Origin of the sequence: Burkholderia diffusa (assembly GCF_001718315.1) — a bacterium.
Taxonomy (GTDB): domain Bacteria; phylum Pseudomonadota; class Gammaproteobacteria; order Burkholderiales; family Burkholderiaceae; genus Burkholderia; species Burkholderia diffusa_B.
Genome location: NZ_CP013362.1, coordinates 1883819 through 1902249 on the forward strand (window position 1 = coordinate 1883819; position 18431 = coordinate 1902249).

General features: G+C 66.5%; 15 protein-coding genes and 1 other RNA gene. 9 read left to right on the forward strand and 7 right to left on the reverse strand.

Annotated elements, in window-relative coordinates:
- Positions 1–119: 119 nt before the first annotated feature.
- An RNA gene (ffs, locus tag WI26_RS08660) (signal recognition particle sRNA small type) lies at positions 120–218 on the reverse strand.
- Between the two features lie 411 nt (positions 219–629).
- On the opposite strand from ffs, the gene trxA reads away from it, so the two are divergent.
- Positions 630–956 (forward strand): thioredoxin TrxA, encoded by a 327-nt coding sequence (gene trxA, locus WI26_RS08665; RefSeq protein WP_006402348.1) that lies wholly within the window; start codon positions 630–632, stop codon positions 954–956.
- A 194-nt stretch (positions 957–1150) separates the two neighbouring features.
- Positions 1151–2413 (forward strand): transcription termination factor Rho, encoded by a 1263-nt coding sequence (gene rho / locus WI26_RS08670; protein ID WP_006478662.1) that lies wholly within the window; start codon positions 1151–1153, stop codon positions 2411–2413.
- A 56-nt stretch (positions 2414–2469) separates the two neighbouring features.
- On the opposite strand, the gene WI26_RS32180 is transcribed toward rho, so the two are convergent.
- Positions 2470–3833, reverse strand: a protein-coding gene (locus tag WI26_RS32180) for an IS3 family transposase (protein WP_155768733.1) whose coding sequence is annotated in 2 segments (ribosomal slippage) — positions 2470–3371 and positions 3371–3833 — 1365 coding nt in all. Because the reading frame shifts where the segments join, the coding sequence is not laid out codon by codon here.
- A 142-nt stretch (positions 3834–3975) separates the two neighbouring features.
- On the opposite strand from WI26_RS32180, the gene WI26_RS08685 reads away from it, so the two are divergent.
- From WI26_RS08685 to WI26_RS08710, 6 genes are all read left to right on the forward strand, one after another.
- Positions 3976–4476: a MerR family transcriptional regulator gene (locus WI26_RS08685; protein ID WP_059538115.1), complete on the forward strand. Its 501-nt coding sequence runs from the start codon at positions 3976–3978 to the stop codon at positions 4474–4476.
- Positions 4473–6029 carry an MFS transporter gene (locus tag WI26_RS08690; protein ID WP_069225754.1) on the forward strand — a complete coding sequence of 519 codons (1557 nt, stop codon included), beginning with the start codon at positions 4473–4475 and terminating at the stop codon, positions 6027–6029. The genes WI26_RS08685 and WI26_RS08690 overlap by 4 nt, the downstream gene beginning before the upstream one ends.
- A gap of 38 nt (positions 6030–6067) precedes the next feature.
- On the forward strand, positions 6068–6898 hold the full coding sequence (locus WI26_RS08695) for a zinc-dependent peptidase (protein ID WP_059464394.1): 831 nt from the start codon (positions 6068–6070) through the stop codon (positions 6896–6898).
- Positions 6899–7058: 160 nt separating this feature from the next.
- Complete coding sequence (locus WI26_RS08700) at positions 7059–7322, forward strand: type B 50S ribosomal protein L31 (RefSeq protein WP_040144297.1); 264 nt, start codon at positions 7059–7061, stop codon at positions 7320–7322.
- A gap of 226 nt (positions 7323–7548) precedes the next feature.
- Complete coding sequence (locus WI26_RS08705) at positions 7549–9306, forward strand: ArnT family glycosyltransferase (RefSeq protein ID WP_069225755.1); 1758 nt, start codon at positions 7549–7551, stop codon at positions 9304–9306.
- A 2-nt stretch (positions 9307–9308) separates the two neighbouring features.
- Positions 9309–10673: an MATE family efflux transporter gene (locus WI26_RS08710; protein WP_069225756.1), complete on the forward strand. Its 1365-nt coding sequence runs from the start codon at positions 9309–9311 to the stop codon at positions 10671–10673.
- 15 nt (positions 10674–10688) lie between these two features.
- Here WI26_RS08710 and lipA read toward each other — a convergent pair whose 3' ends face one another.
- The 5 genes from lipA to WI26_RS08735 all read right to left on the reverse strand — a co-directional run bounded on the left by lipA (position 10689) and on the right by WI26_RS08735 (position 15993).
- Positions 10689–11654, reverse strand: a complete 966-nt coding sequence (gene lipA / locus WI26_RS08715; protein ID WP_069225757.1) for a lipoyl synthase — start codon at positions 11652–11654, stop codon at positions 10689–10691.
- Positions 11655–11656: 2 nt separating this feature from the next.
- Positions 11657–12772 (reverse strand): acetoin dehydrogenase dihydrolipoyllysine-residue acetyltransferase subunit, encoded by a 1116-nt coding sequence (locus WI26_RS08720; protein WP_059595191.1) that lies wholly within the window; start codon positions 12770–12772, stop codon positions 11657–11659.
- A 4-nt stretch (positions 12773–12776) separates the two neighbouring features.
- Positions 12777–13781 (reverse strand): alpha-ketoacid dehydrogenase subunit beta, encoded by a 1005-nt coding sequence (locus tag WI26_RS08725; protein ID WP_069225758.1) that lies wholly within the window; start codon positions 13779–13781, stop codon positions 12777–12779.
- A 68-nt stretch (positions 13782–13849) separates the two neighbouring features.
- Positions 13850–14833, reverse strand: a complete 984-nt coding sequence (locus tag WI26_RS08730) for a thiamine pyrophosphate-dependent dehydrogenase E1 component subunit alpha (protein WP_069225759.1) — start codon at positions 14831–14833, stop codon at positions 13850–13852.
- Positions 14834–14934: 101 nt separating this feature from the next.
- Complete coding sequence (locus tag WI26_RS08735) at positions 14935–15993, reverse strand: ATP-NAD kinase family protein (protein ID WP_069226388.1); 1059 nt, start codon at positions 15991–15993, stop codon at positions 14935–14937.
- A gap of 521 nt (positions 15994–16514) precedes the next feature.
- On the opposite strand from WI26_RS08735, the gene WI26_RS08740 reads away from it, so the two are divergent.
- Positions 16515–18431: a sigma-54-dependent Fis family transcriptional regulator gene (locus tag WI26_RS08740; protein WP_069225760.1), complete on the forward strand. Its 1917-nt coding sequence runs from the start codon at positions 16515–16517 to the stop codon at positions 18429–18431.

The window sequence follows — 18431 nt, forward strand, 5'->3', positions numbered from 1 at the left end:
TATCAGTAACGCTGCGTCGCGCCGACACGCGAAACGGTGCGGAAGACGGGCAAGGCGCAGGAAAAAAACGGAGGATGATGCGGAAATAAAAAACGCCCGGCGAACGGGGCGAGAGGAAAGGTGACGAGCCCGACCCTCGGCACTGGCGGAAAACGATTGTGGCTGCTTCGTTCCCGACCTGACCAGGTTCACCGCCCCACCATGCGAGGAGGCCCGTCACGGCATATTCTATCACCGCTTCCGCCCGAATGCGACCGTTTGTTCGCAACAAGGCGAAAGATCGCGCAAACCGACGCGCGTGCGAGCACGCCAATCCGGCGCAACTTGCAGATATATCGCAACGCTTCGTGACTCTTGCATTTTGTGCGCCGGCCTCCACCTTCAGAACACAACGGTCGAACGGCGCGCCGTACCCCTACTCGCATAGCGGCTACTATCGCCGCCCGCAGCAGATAGCAATTTAGGCTAATATGACGCCCGAACGACCCGCGAGCCGCGCCATGCAGCGCTTACGCCCCTCCTTCCGGGGAGCGGAGTGACCTGCCGCAGCGGCCGGCAGCCGACAAGGCCGCCGGAGCGCCGCAACGCGCCTAGCAGGCAGTCCCCGAACCGTAAGAGGTATTGACCCAATGAGCGAACAGATCAAACACATCAGCGACGCATCGTTCGAACAGGACGTCGTCAAATCCGACAAGCCCGTGCTCGTCGACTTCTGGGCCGAATGGTGCGGCCCGTGCAAGATGATCGCCCCGATCCTCGACGAAGTCGCGAAGGACTACGGCGACAAGCTGCAGATCGCGAAGATCAACGTCGACGACAACCAGGCAACGCCCGCGAAGTTCGGCGTGCGCGGCATCCCGACGCTGATCCTGTTCAAGAACGGCGCGGCCGCCGCGCAGAAGGTCGGCGCGCTGTCGAAGTCGCAGCTCACCGCATTCCTGGACAGCCACCTGTAATACCGGCCGTTCCTCGGACGTGTTGTCAGCCGACAACACGTCCGCCGACAAGCCGCCGATCGGCCGCTCAGGCGCGAATCGGCGTATGCTAGAATCAAAAAACGTCTACAAGACGCATTAAGTCTCAGAGCGCTTCCGCTCGCCCTCCTCCCTTATTTCTTTTCGTCGCTTCTCCTCCCTGGCGGGTTCTCCGTATGCATTTATCCGAGCTCAAGTCTCTGCACGTGTCCGAACTGATCGAAATGGCCAATGGCCTGGAGATCGAAAACGCGAACCGCCTGCGCAAGCAGGAGCTGATGTTCGCCATTCTCAAAAAGCGCGCCAAGACGGGAGAGACGATCTTCGGCGACGGCACGCTCGAAGTGCTGCCGGACGGTTTCGGCTTCCTGCGCTCGCCGGAAATGTCGTACCTCGCGAGCACCGATGACATCTACATCAGCCCGTCGCAGATCCGCCGCTTCAACCTGCACACCGGCGACACCATCGAAGGTGAAGTCCGCACGCCGAAGGACGGCGAGCGCTACTTCGCGCTGGTGAAGGTCGACAAAGTCAACGGGCAGCCGCCCGAGGCCTCGAAACACAAGATCATGTTCGAGAACCTCACGCCGCTGCACCCGAACAAGCCGCTGTCGCTCGAGCGCGAAATGCGCGGCGAGGAGAACGTCACCGGCCGCATCATCGACATGATCGCGCCGATCGGCAAGGGCCAGCGCGGCCTGCTCGTCGCGTCGCCGAAGTCGGGCAAGACCGTGATGCTCCAGCACATCGCACACGCGATCAAGCAGAACCATCCGGACGTCATCCTGTTCGTGCTGCTGATCGACGAGCGCCCCGAAGAAGTGACCGAAATGCAGCGCTCGGTCGCCGGCGAAGTGATCGCGTCGACGTTCGACGAACCGGCCACGCGTCACGTGCAGGTCGCCGAAATGGTGATCGAGAAGGCCAAGCGCCTCGTCGAAATGAAGCACGACGTCGTGATCCTGCTCGACTCGATCACGCGTCTCGCACGCGCTTACAACACCGTGATCCCGGCGTCGGGCAAGGTGCTGACGGGCGGCGTCGACGCGAACGCGCTGCAGCGCCCGAAGCGCTTCTTCGGCGCGGCGCGCAACATCGAGGAAGGCGGCTCGCTGACGATCATCGGCACCGCGCTGATCGAAACCGGCAGCCGCATGGATGACGTGATCTACGAAGAGTTCAAGGGCACCGGCAACATGGAAGTGCACCTCGAGCGCCGTCTCGCGGAAAAGCGCGTCTATCCGTCGATCAACCTGAACAAATCGGGCACGCGTCGCGAAGAAATGCTGATCAAGCCTGAGATCCTTCAGAAGATCTGGGTGCTGCGCAAGTTCATCCACGACATGGACGAAGTCGAGGCAATGGAATTCCTGCTCGACAAGATCCGCCAGACGAAGAGCAACTCCGAGTTCTTCGACCTGATGCGCCGCGGCGGCTGATCGCCCCGCCCGCAACGAACGGCTGAACTGACCCCACGAAGTTGGACGGTTAAAATCTAAGCGGCCAAGGGCTGAGTCCTGTATTGCACGGGACTCAGCCCATTTAATTTCAGCTTGATGCGTTCGTGGTTGTAGTAGTGAATGTAGCGGCTCAACGCATCTCGCAACTGCTCCACGTTCGCAAAGCGCGCCAGCCGATAGCACTCGGATTTCAGCGTGCCGAAGAAGCTCTCCATGGCTGCGTTATCAAGGCAGTTGCCTCTGCGCGACATGCTCTGGGTGAGCGCATGCTGCTTCAACAACCGACGGTAGGCGGGCATCTGATACTGCCAGCCTTGATCCGAATGCAGTAACGGCCGTCCTTCATCATCGAGCTTGGCCACCGCCTTCTTCAACATGCCGCTGACCAACTCGAAGCTCGGGCGCTCATCCATTTGGTAAGCGACGATCTCCCCGTTGTACAAGTCCATCACCGGCGACAGATAGAGCTTTGGGCCCCCTACATTGAATTCGGTCACGTCGGTCACCCACTTCTGATTCGGGCGTTCAGCATCAAACTGCCGCCGCAGTAGATTTGGGGCAACGCGGCCGACTTCGCCTCGCCAGGAACGATATCTCTTCGGGCGTACCAGAGATTTCAACTGCAGTTGTCCCATCAACCGCTGCACGGTCTTGTGATTGATCGCGTGTCCCGCTTGCCGGATCACTGTCGTGATTCGCCGATAGCCGTAACGGCCCTTGTGGTGGTCGTACACGCTCCGGATCTTCACTTTGAGATCCGCATACCGATCGCCAGCATCCAATACCTTGAGTTGGTAATAGAACGTGCTGCGTGCCAGACCTGCCGCCTTCAGTAACGCGGCTACCGGATGGCATTGCCTAAGCTCACGTATTATTTGCGTTTTTTCCTGGGCGCTGTCTGCTTCTTTGATTGCAGCAGCGCATCGAGCTTTTTTAGGTATGCCACCTCCGCTCGCAAATACACGATTTCCTTGAGCAGTTCCTCGCGGCTCGGCTCTTTCTGCACGGTATCGTCGAGGGATTTCGGTGGTGGTGAGGTGGTCATTTTCGGGGGGCGCCCTCGGCGACGAGGCGCCAACGCATCTATACCGCCCTCATGATACAGACGCTCCCAGATCGGGATGCTTCGTTCATTGCGGATGCCGAATAGCGCTGCCACCTGCGCATACGACAGCTCATCGCGCCGCATCCGCTGAAGGACTGACAACTTGAATCGCGCGTCGTAGTGGCTGTGCTTCTTGCTCAGTCCGTCTTCGCCATGCTCGCGATAGCTCGCCACCCAACGTCGCACCATCGTCCTGCCCACTCCGTAACGGTGAGCAAGTGTCTTGGTGCCGGCCTCTCCAGCCAGGTACGCCTGAACCACTCGACGCCGAAAACGTTCGTCGTACTTCGTCATGAAAAACACCCCAAAGGTTGGATCTAGTCCAACTTTTGGGCTGCAGTTCACCCGGCGGCCGTTTTTTCATGCCAACCTGAACGTGAACGTACAGGTTGATCTATAATCGCGCCATCACCCGGACCGAAGCCCCACCATACCGATGCCGAACAACGCCTCCCCCACGCTGCTGACCGTGAGCGACGCCGCGTCGCGGCTCGGCGTCACGCCGCGCACGCTGAAGTATTACGAAGAGCGCGGGCTCGTCACGCCGTCACGCAGCGGCGGCCGCTATCGCCTTTACGACGAAGCCGATCTTGAACGCTTCGCCCGCATCCTGCGGCTGCGCGCGCTCGGCTTTTCGCTACACGGCATCACCGAGATGCTCAAGCGCCCGCTGGAAGAAACGGGCGATGGCCGACGCCGCTACTCGGATGCGTCGTTGCGCGACATCCGCTCGGGGCTCGCCGGGCAAATCGACACGCTCGACCAACGGATCGCGGCAGTCCAGCGTGAGCTGAAAGAAGCCGTCGCGCTGCGCAAGGAACTGCAGCATGACATCGACTACATCGAACGGCGACTCGCAGGCGAAAACCCCGACACACTGATCGCGCAGCGGCAAGCGGAAGCCGGCACACGGCGCGCGCGCAAGGGCCGGGAATGAACGTCGCGCCCGGTCGCCCGCCGCTGTGGAGTCGTGCAAACCTGCGCGCGGACCTGTTTCCGTGGGCGCTTGCGCTCGTCACCGGCATCGACTACTTCGACAACGCGGCCTTTTCGTTCTTCGCGAGCTACATCGCTGGCGGCATCAACGCGTCGCCCGACGAGCTCGTGTGGTCGTCGAGCACGTATGCGGTCACGGCCGTGCTCGGGATCCTGCAGCAGCAATGGTGGGTCGATCGTCTCGGGCATCGCCGCTACGTCGCCGGCTGCATGCTGATGTTCTCGTTCGGCGCGATCGCGGCCGCGCTCGCGGACACGTCGCTCGAGCTCGCGTTCGCGCGCGGCTTCCAGGGCTACTTCATCGGCCCGATGATGGGCGCATGCCGGATCCTGATCCAGATCAGCTTCAAGCCGCAGGAGCGGCCGCCCGCCACACGCGCGTTCCTGATCATGATCCTGCTCGGCAGCGCGCTCGCGCCGATCGTCGGCGGGCTGCTCGTCGCGCATTCGACGTGGCGCGCGCTGTTCGCGTGCACGGCGCCGGCGGGAATTGCCTTCGCGATTCTCGCGCTCCTCACGTTACCCGATTCGGGCAGGACGCCCGACGACGAACGCGGCTCCGGACATTTCTGGCCGTACGTCGTGTTCGCGCTCGCGCAAGGCGCGCTGCAGATCGTGCTGCAGCAGGTGCACTACCAGCTCTACAGCGGCTCGCCGATGCTGATCGCGCTGACGTTCGCGGGCCTCGGCGCGCTCGCATGGTTCGCCTACCACCAGTGGAACCATCCGACGCCGCTCGTGCGGCTGCACGCGTTTCGCGAGCGCACCTTCCAGGTCGGGCTGCTGCTGTACATGTTCTATTACTACGAGTCGACGGGTTTCAGCTACCTCACCTCCCGCCTGCTCGAAGGCGGGCTCGGCTATCCGGTGGAGAACGCCGGGCGCCTGGTCGGCACGATGTCGCTGATTTCGGCAACCGCGCTGTTTGCCTACCTGCGCTATGCGAAGCTCGTCACGCACAAGAAATGGTTTGTCGTGCCCGGGTTCGCGATCGCTATCACGGCCGCTCTGTGGATGACGCGGATGACGCCGCAAATCGGCGAAGCCGCGCTGATCGTCCCGCTGCTGCTGCGCGGGCTGTTGTTGCTGTTCATCGTGCTGCCGGTCGCGAACCTGACATTCCGCATCTTCGCGATCGACGAATACACGCATGGCTACCGATTGAAGAACATCGTGCGGCAACTGACGATCTCGTTCGCGACGTCGTCGGTGATCATCGTCGAGCAGCACCGGCTGGCCGTCCATCAGACGCGGCTCGTCGAGCGTGCGAACGTGTTCGATCCGCTGTTCCAGCAAACCGTCGACGCACTCACTCGCAGCTACGCGGCTGCCGGCCATGCGCTGAACGAGGCGCACGGCCTCGCGATCGCATCGATCGCGCGGATGGTCGCGCAACAGGCGTCGTTCCTTGCGTCGCTCGACGGTTTCTATTTCCTCGCGGGCGTCGCGCTCGTCGGCGGCCTCTTCGCGGCATGGCAAAAAGAGATCGATTGAGTTAAAAGACAGGCTTTGGATTCTCCCGCGCTGCCTCCATGCTCTCGAAACTGACCCGCTGGTTCGACGACCGCCGCCGCGACCGCGCGCTGCGCAGCCATCCGATTCCCGACGCGCTGTGGCAGGACACCGTCGCGCGCCTGCCGTTCCTCGATGCGCTGCCGCCCGCCGACCTCGCCCGGCTGCGCGAGCTGACCAGCCTGTTCATCGCGAAGAAATCGTTCTCGACCGCGCACGGACTCGAGTTGACCGACGAGATGATCGTCGCGATCGCCGCGCAGGCATGCCTGCCCGTGCTGAATCTCGATTTGTCGCTGTACGATGGCTGGGTCGGCGTCGTCGTGTATCCGGGGGAATTCGTGATCCGCAAGACGGTGCAGGACGAGGACGGCGTCGTTCATGAAGTCGAGCAGGATGCGAGCGGCGAAGCGTGGGAAGGCGGCCCGGTGATCCTGTCGTGGGAAGACGCCCAGATGACGGACGGCCGCGACGCGTATAACGTCGTGATCCACGAGTTCGCGCACAAGATCGACATGGTCAGCGGCGAGGCCGACGGGTATCCGCCCCTTTTTCGCCGCTGGCACGCGCCGCACCTGGATGCGCAGGCGTGGGCCGACGTGTTCGAGCATGCGTACGACCAGTTCTGCGCGCGTGTCGACGCGGTGCCGGAGCGCGCGTGGGCGCGCTTCGAGCGCGACTCGCTGATCGATCCCTATGCGGCCGACCACCCGTCGGAGTTCTTCGCGGTGTGCAGCGAGGCGCTGTTCGTGCGCCCGCGTGCGTTCGAGTCCGAATTTCCGGAGCTCTACCGGCTGCTTGCCCGCTACTATCGGCAGGATCCGGCCCGGACCGGCGCCCTCGACGCGTGACGAAAATTATTCGTCAACCGTCTGATTTTCTGGCATAATCGCCGTTTTTCGACCTTAGGCAAGTGGCTCGCGCCGGGCTTGACGTCGGCTGAATCGCGCAAATGCGTGCGGTCCGGCACGGCAAGCGGCGGGTTGGCTACCGCTCTCACCAAGGAACATCATGAAACCTGGCATTCACCCGGACTACCGCGAAGTCGTCTTCCAAGACATGTCGAACGGCTTCAAGTTCATCACGCGCTCGACGATCCAGACGCGTGAAACCATCGAACACGAAGGCAAGACCTACCCGCTCGCCAAGATCGAAGTGTCGTCGGAATCGCACTCGTTCTACACGGGTCAGCAAAAGATCATGGACACGGCAGGCCGTGTCGAGAAGTTCAAGAACAAGTTCGGCGCACGCGCCAGCGGCAAGGTCGCGAAGTAAGCTTCGCACCGATCCGGTGGTTGCAACGCACCGGTACCGCACGAAAGGGCAGCCCAGGCTGCCCTTTTTTGTCTCCGCTCGCCGGGAAACGCCGTGTCGTCGGCAGGCGGCCCGGCAATCGTCTGACGCGCATTGGCCGGCGCGTCTACAATGCCGGATGCTCGGATCCGGCGCCGTCGGCGCATGATCGCGCCGGCCGCCCGCCCATAACAAATCGCTCATCTGCATGAAGCCAGTCGTTCGTCTCACCGCCTCCGCCACGCGCGCGCTGCCGCGCTGGCTGCTGCTCACGCTCTGCCTCGTCTACGCGGCGTTCGGCCTGTTTGGCCGCGACCCGTGGAAGAACGAGGATGCGGCAGGCTTCGGCGTGATGTGGACGATGGCCACCGGCGGCTGGCACGACTGGCTGCTGCCGAATCTGGTCGGCAAATTCATCACGACCGACGGGCCGCTCGGCTACTGGCTCGGCGCGCTGTCGATCCGCGCGCTGGCGCCGTGGGTCGACGCGAGCAATGCGTCGCGCGTCGACACGGGCGTGCTGTTCTGCGTCGCGTGCGCGTTCGTCTGGTACGCCGCCTACCTGCTCGGCCGGCGCGCCGAGGTCCAGCCGTTCAAGTACGCATTCGGCGGCGAGCCGGAGCCGCGCGACTACGGCCGCACACTCGCCGACGGCGCGCTGCTGGTCCTCGTCGCGTGCTTCGGACTCGCGGAGCGCGGCCACGAAACGACACCGCAGCTCGCGCAGTTCGCGTGGATCGCGATGTTCGTCTACGGCATCGTGCGCGGCATCGACAAGCCGATGCAGGGAGCGCTGTGGTGGGGTGTCGCGATCGGCCTTGTCGCGCTGTCCGGCAATCCGGTGCTCGTCGTCGCGCTGCTCGCCGGCACGGCCGCGCTGTGGCTCGTCACGCCGGAGATGCGCAACGTGCGCCTGCCGCTGATCGGCCTGCCGCTCGCGGCCGCGATCTTCGCACTGTGGCCGCTCGCCGCGTTCCACGCGGCGCCCGACGACGCCGCGTGGTTCTTCAACCAGTGGATCCACGGCAGCCTGATGCGCTTCTCGGGCCCGCCGACCACGGTGCTCGCCTATGCGGCGAAGAACCTGCCGCTGTTCACGTGGCCCGCGTGGCCGCTTGCAATCTGGGCCTGGTGGAGCTGGGCTGGCATGCGCCGTCGCGCGCACATCGCTATTCCGCTGTCGGTCGTGGTGCCGCTCGTCGCGCTCGTGATCCTGCAGAGCCAGCAGTCGAACCGCATGTACATGCTGCTGCTGCCGCCGCTCGCGGTGCTCGCTACCTTCGCGCTGCCGACGCTCAAGCGCGGCGCGATCAACGCGTTCGACTGGTTCGCGGTGCTGAGCTTCACGATCCTCGGCACCTTCGTGTGGCTCGTATGGCTCGCATCGCTCACCGGCTTCCCGCATCCGCTCGCGCGCAACCTCGCGCGCCTTGTGCCGGGTTACGAACCGCACTTCAAGATCCTGTCGTTCATCTGCGCGGTGATCGTCACCGCATGCTGGTGCCTGCTCGCGCGCTGGCGTATCTCGCGCCAGCCGAAGGTGCTGTGGCGCAGCGTCGTGCTGTCGGGCGCGGGCACCACGCTGATGTGGGTGCTGCTGATGACCCTGTGGCTGCCGATCGTCAACTACGGCCGGACCTACAGCGACGTCGCGCAGCAGATCGCGTCGCACCTGCCGAAAGACTATGAGTGCATCTCGCCCGTGCGGCTCGGCGATGCGCAGATCGCGACCTTCGCGTACTTCGGCGACATGCACTTCGAGTTCTCGGGCGACTGCGACGTGATCCTGCGCCAGGACCGCGCCGACTTCGGCGAGCCCAGCGCGATGTCGCAATACGTGTGGCGTCTCGTGTGGGAAGGCCGACGCGTCGCCGACCGCGACGAACGTTTCCGCCTGTACGAGCGCATCGAGCGGCCCACGACGCCCGTCAAGCGCCACGGCCCGCGCCACCGGACGGTCGATTGACGATGTTCGCCGACATCCGCCGGATCGTCGGTCTCGCGTGGCCCGTGCTCGTCGGCCAGCTCGCGATCATCGCGTTCGGCGTGATCGACACGGCGATGGTCGGCCGCTATTCGGCCATCGATCTTGCCGCGCTCGGGCTCGGTTCGTCGATCTATGTGTCGGTCTACATCGGGATGACGGGCATCCTGTCCGCGCTGCAGCCGATTACCGGGCAACTTTACGGTGCGCGGCGCTACGCCGAAATCGGCGAGGAAGTCCGCCAGGCGCTGTGGCTCGCGCTAATGCTCGCGGTGCCCGGCTTCCTGCTGCTGCATTTTCCGGAACCGCTGCTGCACATCGCCCACGCGCCGCCCGCGCTGCACGAGCGCACCGTCGATTACCTGCGGATCCTGTCGTACGGCCTGCCGGCGAGTCTCGTGTTCCGGATCTACAACGCGCTGACCAACGCGGCCGGCAAGCCGCGCCTCGCGATGATCCTGCAGGTCGGCGCGCTGCTGATCAAGTCTCCGCTCAACGTGTGGTTCATCTTCGGCGGCTTCGGCGTGCCAGCCCTCGGCGGCCCCGGCTGCGGGCTCGCCAGCACGCTGATCAACTGGGCGCTCGCGCTGATCGGCTTCACGCTGCTCGCGAAGCTCGACGTGTTCTCGCCGCTTTCGATCTTCTCGCGCTTTTGCTGGCCCGTCTGGGTACGCCAGAAGGCGATCCTGAAGCTCGGCGTGCCGATGGGCCTGTCATATCTGATCGAGGTCACGTCGTACACGTGCATGGCGCTCTTCATCGCGCAGTTCGGCACGACGACGCTGGCCGGCCACCAGATCGCCGGCAACATCGGCGCGGTGCTGTACATGACGCCGCTTTCGATCGGCGTCGCGGCGTCGACGCTGGTGGCACGCGCGCTCGGCGCCGGTCGCCCGGACGAGGCACGCCTGCTCGGCCGGCACAGCGTGATGCTCGCGTGCGCGATCGCGGCCGCGTACGGCGTGCTCGTGTTCACGCTGCGTCCGCTGATCGTCGGCGCATACACACCGAACCCGGCCGTGGCCGCGGCCGCCATGCCGCTGGTCGCGATCGTCACCTGCTATCACTTCTTCGACGCGCTGCAGATCACATCCGCATTCGTACTGCGCGCATACAAGGTCGCGGTCGTGCCGACCGTGATCTATGCGGTCGCACTGTGGGGCGTCGGGCTCGGCGGCGGCTACGTGCTCGGCTTCGACGTCGGCGGCATCGCGCCCGCCTGGCTGACCGGCGCGCGCGGCTTCTGGTTCGCAAACATGGTCAGCCTGTTGCTCGCAGGCGCAGGCCTCGCGCTCTACCTGCGCCACGTCAGCCGTGCGCAAGCGAGCGTCAGCGCATACAGCGCATGACGCACTGTCCGCGGCCTACGCGTGCTCGAGCACGTCGGCCGCATGGTACGAGGACCGCACGAGCGGACCTGCAACGACTTCCCTGAATCCGAGCGCCAACCCCTCGTCGCGCCACGCAGCGAACGCATCGGGGCTCACGTAGCGGCGCACCGGCAGATGGTGCGCGGACGGCGCGAGATACTGGCCGAGCGTCAGCACATCCACCTCGTGCGCGCGCAGGTCGCGCAGCGTGTCGCGCACCTCGTCGTCGCGCTCGCCCAGCCCGAGCATCAAACCCGATTTCGTCACGAGCGTCGGCCGCGCGGCCTTCGCCTGCGCGAGCAGTTCGAGCGAACCGCGATAATCGGCGCCCGGCCGCGCCGCCCGATACAGCGACGGCACCGTCTCGATGTTGTGATTGAACACGTCCGGCCACGCTGACGACAACGCATCGAGCGCCCGCGCGACGCGGCCACGAAAATCGGGCGTCAGCACCTCGACGCCGATGCCCGGCACGCTCGCGCGCACCGCCGCGATGCAGGCCGCAAAATGCGCGGCGCCGCCATCGCGCAGGTCGTCGCGATCGACCGACGTGATCACGACGTAGCGTAGTTCGAGCGCCGCGACCGCGTCGGCGAGCCGCGTGGGCTCGCCGGGGTCGAGCGGCTCGGGGCGGCCGTGCGCGACATCGCAGAACGGGCAGCGCCGCGTGCACAGTCCGCCCATGATCATGAAGGTCGCGGTGCGCTGCGCGAAGCATTCGCCGATGTTCGGGCACATCGCCTCCTCGCAGACGGAATGCAGCCGGTGATCGCGCAGCACGGCCGCCATGTCGGCGACCGCCCCGCTCATCATCGGCCGCGCCCGCAGCCACGGCGGCTTCGGCAGCGGCGCGCCGGCCACGGGCTCGACGCGCACCGGAATGCGCGCGAGCTTGTCGCGGCTCCGCGCGCCCGGCTGGCCGAGCGCGGTGAGGCTGGGTCGTTCGAGCGCGGCGGTCATCGTCAGTCTCCGAGAAACGCGACGATCAGGCGGTTCACGTCGGCAGCCGCCTCCATCTGCACCATGTGGCCGCTGCCGGCGATCACCTCGGCCCGCACGCCGTCCGGCAAGCCCTGCGCATGCTGCGCCGGAATCACCTGGTCGCGCTCGCCCCAGATCACGAGCGTGCGCGGCGCGAGCGATGCAACGCGGTCGCGGAACACGCGCCGCTGCGACGCGCCGTCGAACGCGGCATTCGCGATCTTCTCCAGCGCGGCCTGCACACCTTCGAGCCGCTTGTACTTGACGAGATCCTCGACCAGTTGCCGCGTGACGAGCGCGTTGTCGGCGAACAATGCGCCGAGGTGCGGCTTCAGCGTATTGCGGCTGTTGCCGGCGACGAAGCCGTCGATGTAGCTACGATTGATGTCGGTGCCGAGCCCGGCGCTCGCGATCAACGTCAACGAGGCAACGCGTTGCGGCGCGCGCTCCGCCGTCGCCATTGCGACCGCGCCGCCCATCGAATGCCCGATCAGGTGCGCACGGTCGATGTGCTGCGCGTCGAGCAGCGCGAGGACCGCGTCGGCCAGCTCGTCGAGGCTGCCGGTATCGACCGCCTTGCCCGACTCGCCATGCCCGGGCAGGTCGAGCGCCCATACGGGCCGATGCGCGGCCAACTCCGCGTGGTTGAACAACCAGTTGTTCAGGTCGCCGCCGAAGCCGTGGATCAGCACCGCGGGCGTGCCCGAACCGTCGCCGAGCTTGAGGAACCGGACCGTGCGTCCGCCGATCTGCGCCTTCTCCGGTTGCGGGCCGGCCGCGTCGTCGGCGGCCGCGGCCGGCACGAAATCGCGCTGGAATTCGGCGATCGCCGCGTCGATGTCGGCATCGCTTGCGTCGGCCGCGGCCACCACGCCGAGCAGCGCTCCGACCGGCAGCGTCTCGCCTTCCTGCGCGACCTGTCGGCGCAGCGTGCCGTCGAACGCGCACTCGACGCCCGACGAAATCTTGTCGGTCTCGACGTCGAGCACTTCGTCGCCCTTCGTCACGCGCTCGCCGATCGCCTTCAACCAGCCGTTGACCTGCCCCTGCTCCATCGACAGCCCCCATTTGGGCATCGTGATCATGTGAATCGACATCGTGTCAGCTCCTCGTCTTCAGAACCGCCTGCGCGATCGCGTCGGCGGACGGGATGTAAAGGTCTTCCAGCACGCCGGCGAACGGCGTGGGCGTGTGCGGTGCGGTCACGAGCTCGATCGGCGCCTTCAGCGATCGGAACGCGCGATGTGCGACGAGCGCGGCGATGTCGGTCGCGATCGAGCAGCGCGGGTTCGCTTCATCGACCACCACCACGCGCCCGGTGCGCTCCGCGCTTTCGAGGATCGTTTCCTCGTCGAGCGGCGACGTCGTGCGCAGGTCGATTACGTCGACCTGGATGCCGTCCTTCGCGAGCTTCGCGGCCGCGTCGGTCGCGAGATGCACCATGCGGCCGTACGTGACGATCGTCGCGTCGTCGCCGTCGCGCACGACGTTCGCCTCGCCGAACGGAATCGCATAGGATTCCTCAGGCACCTCGCCTTCGCGCGTATAGAGCAGCTTGTGTTCGAGGAAGATCACGGGATCGTTGTCGCGGATCGACTGGATCAGCAGCCCCTTCGCGTCGTACGGCGTAGACGGACACACGACCTTCAGCCCCGGGATGTGCGTAAACAGCGACGTGAGCATCTGCGAATGCTGCGCGGCCGCGCGCAGGCCGGCGCCGTACATCGCGCGGATCACGACCGGCGTCACGGCCTTGCCGCCGAACATGTAGCGAAATTTCGCGGCCTGGTTGAAGATCTGATCGAAACACACACCCATGAAATCGATGAACATCAGCTCCGCGACGGGCCGCATCCCGCACGCTGCCGCACCGACCGCCGCGCCGATGTAGCCGCCTTCCGACAGCGGCGTATCGAGCACGCGGCCCGGAAACTTGTGGAACAGCCCCTTCGTCACGCCGAGCACGCCGCCCCAAGCGTCGTCCTCGCCCGGCGCGCCCGCGCCGCCCGCGTTGTCCTCGCCCATCACGATCACGCTGTCGTCGCGCGCCATTTCCTGCGCGAGCGCCTCGTTGATCGCCTGCGAATAAGTGATCTTCCTTGCCATGTCCGTCTCCTGGAATATTGGGTTCGCCATGCCGGCCGCAGGCCGGTGGCCGCTGTGTCACATCGCGCTTACGGGTACGACACGTACACGTCGGTCAGCAGGTCGGCCGCGTCGGGCAGCGGTGCGGCCTTCGCCTGCGCGACCGCGTCGTCGATCAACGACTTCACCTGCGCATCGACCGCGCGCAGCTCGTCGGTGGTCAGCACCTCGGCACGTACCACGCGCGCTTCGAAATGCTTCAGGCAGTCCTTCTCGTCGCGCAGCTTCTGCACTTCGCCCGGCGCGCGATAGGTCTGCGCGTCGCCTTCGAAGTGACCGAAATAGCGGGTGAACTTCACCTCGACGAGCGTCGGGCCGCCACCGTTGCGTGCGCGTGCGACGGCTTCGCCGAGCGCCTCGTGCACCGCGAAGAAGTCGAAACCGTCGACGATCACGCCCGGCATCCCGAAGCCGTTCGCACGGTCGGCGATGTTGTCGGTCGCGACCGACCAGCTCGACGACGTTGCTTCCGCATAACCGTTGTTTTCGGCCACGAAGATCGCCGGCAGCCGCCACACCGACGCGAGGTTCATCGATTCGAAGATCACGCCCTGGTTCGACGCGCCGTCGCCGAAGAAGCACACGCCGACGCCGCCCGTCTTCTTGTGCTTGGCCGCGAGCGCCGCGCCGCACACGAGCGGGCCGCCCGCGCCGACGATCCCGTTCGCGCCGAGCATCCCCATCGACAGGTCAGCGATGTGCATCGAGCCGCCCTTGCCGTGGCAGACGCCCGTCTTCTTGCCGTAGATCTCGGCCATCATCCCGTGCACGTCGACGCCTTTCGCGATGCAGTGGCCGTGGCCGCGGTGCGTGGTGGCGACATAGTCTTCAAGGCCGAGGTGCAGCATCGTGCCGACGGCGGAAGCCTCCTCGCCCGCGTACAAGTGAACGAAACCGGGGATTTCACCGGTCGCGAACTCGACGTGCAGGCGCTCCTCGAATTCGCGGATCGTGCGCATCAGCCGGTAGGCGTCCAGCAGCGTGTCCCTGCTGAGCTGTGTCGAAACGGTCATGTGTGTCTCCTGGGTAGGTCTGACTGCGAATGCCGCCGCGGCAACGCCCCGGCGACGGATTGCACGACGGCCGCGGCCGTCGGTGAAACGTGACGCCGCCGTCAGCCGCGCCACGCGCCGGCGTCGCGCAACACCTGCCGCGACGACGCGTAACGCAGCGTGCGGCCGACATCGACCGTGAGCGGCCCGCGCCAGTCGAGCGCGATCTCGTAGCGCTCGCCGCGCGCGACCTCGATCTCGCGCTCGCCATCGAACGCGAGCGTGCCCTGCTCGAACGGGATCGTCTGCCACGCGCCCGGCTCGAGCCGCTCGCAGCTGCGCATCACGACGCGATCGACGCGGCCGGGTGCGATCGGTGCGACGAGCGGCGTGCCGGCGGCGTTGCCGTCGACGGCGAAACGCATCGCGAGTCCGTGCGGCGCGCTGCGCTCGAGCGGCGCCCACGCGCCGCCGAGCGCGGACAGCCCGATGCCGTCCGGCTCCGCAAAAGTCAGATAGAGCGTGTCGATGTCGTCGGGCCCCGAGATCGCACGCGCGCCGATGAAGCGCTGGCGGGCCGCGCACACGTCGACGAGCGCGATCTCCTCGCGCCCCGCGTTCGCGCCCGCCGCGCAGCGCACGACGAGTCGCTTGTTGCGCGCGAACGCGACCTCGGCCGGCACGGCGCCGGTCGCGGCGAGTCCGGCCGCGACGCCCGCGACGGTCGCCTCGCGATGTTCGGGAAACGCATTGTTGGTGCCGGTGGACAGCGCGACGAGCGGCGTCGAGCCGCAATGCGCGGCGACCGCGCGATGGGTGCCGTCGCCGCCGAGCACGACGATCAGCGCGACTTCCATCCGGCGCATGTACGCGGCGCCGGCATGCGTGTCGGCGACGGTATCGGAGATCGGCAGGTCGACGAATTCGACGTCGGGCCAGCGTTCGTGCGGCGCGACCGCGCGATGCGTATCGAGCGCACGCATCAGCAGCGTCGCGATGCCCGTCTTGTCGCGCAAGGTCAGCACGCGCTCGACGCCCATCGCGCCCAGGCCGGCGAGCAGGCGCACGACCATGTTGGCCTTTTCCGCCGTTGGGAACACGGATGCATGCGTCGTCAGGCGGCGAATGTCGCGCCCCGATGCGGGGTTCGCGATCACACCGACGGTCACGGGCGTCGTCACGGGCTTGTCTCCATCCAGTGGACCGGCGCTCGCGCCGGCCCTGCTTGTGTCGTCCGCCGTCGTCGAGGGCAGCGGATCATCGTCGCCGACGCAACCGCGCCGGGCTTGCCATGACATCTGCAAGCGGCGTGCCACCGTGCGGGCAACGATCGTGGAACCCGCTTGCAGACTGGCTCGGCGGCGATGCCGCCCATTGCCGGCCGCTGGCGCGGCAGTCCGAAGCCCCGCGAAATCGCCCGTGCGTCTCACGCCGTCGAACTCCAAGTGCGACGGTTTCGGCACCTTCATCCGGATTGCGCTTCGGCCGGCAAGCCGCGCGTATCGTGCCGCAGCGCCCAATGCCATGACGTTGGCCACCGGCACGCGCGGCAGGCCCGTGCGTCTCAGCGTCGCGAGACTGGCTGAGATGCCGCTGAGACGAACGTCTCACGCCGCGCGCGTGCTGCGATGCAATGTGATCCGCGCAGGCGGATGTGCTACAAGAACATCGAATTCCCCGCCGTACGGAACCGGAGCCGACCATGCCCTATGCCGTCCCCCAGGCCCAGCACGCCGATCGTGTGCTCGGCGCGCTCGCCGGGCGCCTGCCCGCGCCGGCCGATTCCGCGCGTCTCGTGTCGTCGTGGCAGCGCTCGCTCGAGCGCTACGCGCTCGACCCCGCGTCGTCGATCGGCCCGCGCGTGCTGACCGCGGCCGAGCTGCGCGAGGTGCGCGACAAGGAAGAAGCCTTCCTGCGCGCATCGGGCCAGTGCCTCACGCGCCTGCACGACATGATTCGCGTCGCCGATTACTGTGTGATGCTGACCGACGCGCACGGCGTGACGATCGACTACCGGATCGACCGCGAACGCCGCAACGACTTCCGTCATGCGGGGCTGCACATCGGCTCGTGCTGGTCGGAAAGCGAGGAAGGCACTTGCGGGGTCGCGAGCGTGCTGACCGATCTCGCGCCGATTACCGTGCACAAGACCGACCATTTCCGCGCAGCGTTCACCACCCTCACGTGCAGTGCAGCCCCGATCTTCGCGCCGGGCGGCGAACTCATCGGCGTGCTCGACGCGTCGGCCGTCCAGTCGCCTGACGGCCGCGACAGCCAGCGTCTCGTGTACCAGCTCGTTCGGCAGAGCGCGGCGCTGATCGAGGACGGCTATTTCGTACACAGCACCGCACAGCACTGGATATTGTTCGGGCATCCGAATCGTCACTACGTCGAGGCGCAGCCCGAATGGCTGATTGCATTCGACGAATGCGGCAACATCGTCGCCGCGAACCGGCAGGCGCGCGACGCGCTGCCGGCGCTGCGCGAACCGCGCCATATCGACGAGATCTTCGACGCAACCGAGATGCCGCTGCGCGACGCCGCGCGGCTCGACGCGATCGTCGCGCTGCGGCTGCGCGCGACCGGCGCCCCGCTCTATGCGCGGCTGCGCGCGCCGCTACGGCGCGCCGGCCGTGAAACCGGCACGGCATCGCGCCGCCCCGGCACCGCGCAGCGCCACGTCGGCGCGCTGACGCCGTTCCTGCACAGCAGCGACGCGCGCGTCGCTCAACAGGCCGAGCTCGCACTGCGTGTCGCGAGCAAGCGGCTGCCGATTCTCGTGCTGGGTGAAACCGGCGCGGGAAAAGAAGTATTCGCCCGGGCCATCCACGACGCCGGTGCGCGACGCGCACGGCCGTTCGTCGCGGTCAACTGCGGCGCGCTGCCCGAGGCGCTGATCGAAAGCGAGCTGTTCGGTTATGCGGCCGGCGCGTTCACCGGCGCGCGCAAGCATGGCGCACGCGGCAAGATCGCGCTCGCCGACGGCGGCACGCTGTTCCTCGACGAAATCGGCGACATGCCGCTTACGCTCCAGACGCGCCTGCTGCGCGTGCTCGCCGATGGCGAGGTCGTGCCGCTAGGCAGCGATACGCCCGTGCGCGTCGATCTCGACGTGATCTGCGCGACGCACCGCGATCTCGCGGGGATGGTCGGCGACGGCACGTTCCGCGAGGATCTGTATTACCGGCTGAGCGGCGCGACGTTCGAATTGCCGCCGCTGCGCGAGCGCGCGGACGTGCGCGACGTGATCGCCGCGGTATTCGCCGAGGAAGCGCAGGCGACCGGCCACGTGCTTACGCTTGATGCGTCGCTCGCCGAGCAGCTCGCCGCGTATCCGTGGCCCGGCAACGTGCGGCAGCTTCGCAACGCGCTGCGCTATGCGTGCGCGGTGTGCGACGCCGCGCGCGTGACGCGGCGCGACCTGCCGCCCGATCTCGCCGCGCGGCTCGGTGCTGGTCCGGCCGGCGCGCTGCCGGACGACGAACGCGGCCGCATCGTCGCGGCCCTCACCGCGCATCGCTGGCGACCCGACGCGGCTGCGCAGGCACTCGGCATCTCGCGCGCGACGCTGTACCGGCGGATCGCGAAACACCGGATCGTCGCGCCGCACCGCGCGTGA

Excerpts from the sequence above, each read along its gene's own strand:
- trxA (WP_006402348.1), top strand. The coding sequence starts at position 630 with ATGAGCGAACAGATCAAACACATCAGCGACGCATCGTTCGAACAGGAC.
- rho (WP_006478662.1), top strand. The coding sequence starts at position 1,151 with ATGCATTTATCCGAGCTCAAGTCTCTGCACGTGTCCGAACTGATCGAA.
- WI26_RS08685 (WP_059538115.1), top strand. The coding sequence starts at position 3,976 with ATGCCGAACAACGCCTCCCCCACGCTGCTGACCGTGAGCGACGCCGCG.
- WI26_RS08690 (WP_069225754.1), top strand. The coding sequence starts at position 4,473 with ATGAACGTCGCGCCCGGTCGCCCGCCGCTGTGGAGTCGTGCAAACCTG.
- WI26_RS08695 (WP_059464394.1), top strand. The coding sequence starts at position 6,068 with ATGCTCTCGAAACTGACCCGCTGGTTCGACGACCGCCGCCGCGACCGC.
- WI26_RS08700 (WP_040144297.1), top strand. The coding sequence starts at position 7,059 with ATGAAACCTGGCATTCACCCGGACTACCGCGAAGTCGTCTTCCAAGAC.
- WI26_RS08705 (WP_069225755.1), top strand. The coding sequence starts at position 7,549 with ATGAAGCCAGTCGTTCGTCTCACCGCCTCCGCCACGCGCGCGCTGCCG.
- WI26_RS08710 (WP_069225756.1), top strand. The coding sequence starts at position 9,309 with ATGTTCGCCGACATCCGCCGGATCGTCGGTCTCGCGTGGCCCGTGCTC.
- lipA (WP_069225757.1), bottom strand. The coding sequence starts at position 11,654 with ATGACCGCCGCGCTCGAACGACCCAGCCTCACCGCGCTCGGCCAGCCG.
- WI26_RS08720 (WP_059595191.1), bottom strand. The coding sequence starts at position 12,772 with ATGTCGATTCACATGATCACGATGCCCAAATGGGGGCTGTCGATGGAG.
- WI26_RS08725 (WP_069225758.1), bottom strand. The coding sequence starts at position 13,781 with ATGGCAAGGAAGATCACTTATTCGCAGGCGATCAACGAGGCGCTCGCG.
- WI26_RS08730 (WP_069225759.1), bottom strand. The coding sequence starts at position 14,833 with ATGACCGTTTCGACACAGCTCAGCAGGGACACGCTGCTGGACGCCTAC.
- WI26_RS08740 (WP_069225760.1), top strand. The coding sequence starts at position 16,515 with ATGCCCTATGCCGTCCCCCAGGCCCAGCACGCCGATCGTGTGCTCGGC.